Origin of the sequence: Microcystis sp. LE19-84.1B (assembly GCF_027531875.1) — a bacterium.
GTDB classification, from domain to species: domain Bacteria; phylum Cyanobacteriota; class Cyanobacteriia; order Cyanobacteriales; family Microcystaceae; genus Microcystis; species Microcystis panniformis.
In genome coordinates this window covers 1-2,928 of record NZ_JAPZSR010000383.1, presented here as the reverse complement: position 1 = coordinate 2,928, position 2,928 = coordinate 1, and the positions used below count along the sequence as shown (strand labels likewise).

Annotated in this window: 1 protein-coding gene and 1 pseudogene; both read left to right on the top strand. The window is 40.8% G+C overall.

The features are described from left to right. A pseudogene (locus O9324_RS21550) lies at nt 1–638 on the top strand (IS1 family transposase); the annotation flags it as partial. Nucleotides 639–855: 217 nt separating this feature from the next. Continuing rightward, the gene (locus O9324_RS21545) at nt 856–2,760 is read left to right on the top strand and encodes a serine/threonine-protein kinase (RefSeq protein WP_288141270.1); all 1,905 of its coding nucleotides are present in this window, start codon (nt 856–858) and stop codon (nt 2,758–2,760) included. Nucleotides 2,761–2,928: the final 168 nt, after the last annotated feature.

Here is a 2,928-nt window from a genome sequence, read left to right as displayed (position 1 = left end):
TAAAGAATGTGGTCAACCGTTTGTGATCAATCCCACTAATAAAACCGTCTCTGACGAAACCAAACAATTAATTGATAAACTCTTGCTCGAACGAATTTCCTTACGAGGAATTGCTAGAGTAACAGGGGTAAGTTGGTCATGTTTACAAAACTATGTCAACAATAAACTGGCGGCTGTCCCCCGTCAAATAAAGGTTTCTGACAAACCAAAAGGTAAATTGGTTATAGAATGTGATGAGATGTGGTCTTTGGTTTTTTCTAAGACGATAAAGGTCTATATTTGGCTTGCAATTGATAGAAATACAAGGGAAATTATTGGTGGCTATGCGCGGAGATAGGAGTCGTCAATCAGCCAAAAAACTTTGGATCCAGTTTACCCGGTGTTTACCGACAATGTGCAGTTGCTTACACAGACTTTTGGGAGTTCTATAAGACAGTAATTTTCAGTAAACATCATCGACCGTTCGGAAAAAAAACTGGTCAAACTAATCCTATTAAAAGATTAAATAATACCTTTCGACAAAGGATTTCTCGGCTGGTGAGAGAGAGTCTATCTTTCTCTAAAAAAATGGAGAATCACGTTGGGGAACCCTTTGGTATTTTATCCATGACTACAACGCACAGCTGGCAAAGGATTAAGCCGCCATCACTACTACCGAATCACCACCTGATTTTGGATGGGGAGCTACAGGGCAAAAGCGTTTTGTATTCTGTATTCCTTGCTACATTCCGAATTTGGAATTGCTGAGGGGGCATCTGATAATTTTTAACGCCTACTTACTTATGATAAAATGCTGTCAAGGTCAGGGAGGGAAAACTTGCAATTATTCACCCAATAAAATAACTGATAGCCGAGATGAAACCCTGTTACTGCATTAATCCCGATTGTTATCAACCGGAGCATCCGAGTAATAATAACTCGAATACTCGTTACTGTCAAAGTTGCGGCTCTGAGTTGTTATTAAATGGTAAATATAGAGTGAGTCGGTTATTGAGTGATACGACTGGTTTTGGCATTGTTTATGAGGCTTTTGAAGGTTTTACGGCAAAAATCCTCAAGGTATTACAAGAAAAATGGAATAATGAACCGAAAGCAGTGGAATTATTTAAACGGGAATATGACGTTTTATTAGAGTTGAGTCGTCAAAATGTCACCGGTGTTCCTCAAGCGGATGCTTATTTTCAATATTCCACAAGGGAGGGGAAAATATTACACTGTTTAGTTATGGAAAAAGTGGAGGGTATTGATTTAGAACAGTGGCTTAAGCAGTATGATAATTTAAGTCAAAAACGGGCTTTAAAATGGCTGAGAGAAATTACTTTAATTCTCGATAAAATTCATCAACAGAATTGGCTGCATCGAGATATTAAACCCCCTAATATCATGCTGCGGAATAGTGGGGAGTTGGTGTTAATTGATTTTGGCACAGCAAGGGAAGAAACCCAAACCTATCATCAAAAGGTAAAAGGTCAACAGGTGACAGGTATTCTCTCACGCGGATATACACCCAATGAACAACAACATGGCCAAGCGGTGATTCAATCAGATTTTCATGCTTTAGGACGAACTTTTGTACATTTATTAACCGGAAAACATCCCTTAGAAATGTATGATCCGATTAATGATGTTTTACCTTGGCGAGAAGAAACGGAAAATATTCACCCGTTATTGTTGGATTTTATTGATGAGTTAATGGGAAGATTGCCAAAGAATAGACCGGCTAATACTAGGGTTATTTTACAACGTTTGGATGAGATTGAACGGCAATTAAAGTTACCTCCTATACCTCCTAATAGACCATCTCCACCACCACCAAATCCGCTGCCTGTTGTAACTCAAAAACAACCGCCAGTTATTCCTAATATTAATCCTTCGGTTTCACCCTTAGATAAAACCCTTACTGGTCATTCTGAGACAGTTTTCTCAGTAGCATATAGTCCCGATGGCCGCTATTTAGCTAGTGGTAGTAAGGACAAAACTATCAAAATTTGGGAGGTGGCAACAGGAAAAGGATTGCGTACCCTTACTGGTCATTCCGGGGTGGTTTTGTCAGTGGCATATAGTCCCGATGGCCGCTATTTAGCTAGTGGGAGTCAGGATAAAACTATCAAGATTTGGGAGGTAGCAACGGGAAAAGTGCGTACCCTTACTGGTCATTATATGACGTTTTGGTCAGTGGCATATAGTCCCGATGGCCGCTATTTAGCTAGTGGGAGTAGTGACAAAACTATCAAAATTTGGGAGGTGGCAACGGGAAAAGAATTGCGTACCCTTACCGGTCATTCTATGACGGTTTGGTCAGTGGCATATAGTCCCGATGGCCGCTATTTAGCTAGTGGGAGTCTTGACAAAACTATCAAAATTTGGGAGGTAGCAACGGAAACAGAATTGCGTACTCTTACTGGTCATTCTCACGCGGTTTTATCAGTAGCATATAGTCCCGATGGCCGCTATTTAGCTAGTGGGATTGGTGACGGTGCTATCAAAATTTGGGAGGTAGCAACGGTAAGAGAATTGCGTACCCCTACTCGTCATTCTGAGGTAGTTAGGTCAGTAGCATATAGTCCCGATGGACGCTATTTAGCTAGTGGGAGTCAGGACAAAACTATCAAAATTTGGGAGGTAGCAACGGGAAACGAATTGCGTACCCTTACCGGTCATTCTGAGACAGTTTTCTCAGTAGCATATAGTCCCGATGGTCGCTATTTAGCTAGTGGAAGTGTTGACAAAACTATCAAAATTTGGCGAGTGGGACAGTAAACTTGTGTTTGGGGTGACAGCAATAACTTTTGTCTATCAAAAATGAGCGACACTTGCGGGAAACTGCACCGATGTCTTTAAAAATATTGGGTTTTGGCTCAAATTATTGAATCGAGCAGTTTTCTCCTAAATAGGGTATGCGGCAAAAAGTACGGGCGAAGCATTCGG

Bases quoted from the DNA above. Each gene is read 5' to 3' on its own strand.
- O9324_RS21545 (WP_288141270.1), top strand. From the start codon at position 856: ATGAAACCCTGTTACTGCATTAATCCCGATTGTTATCAACCGGAGCAT.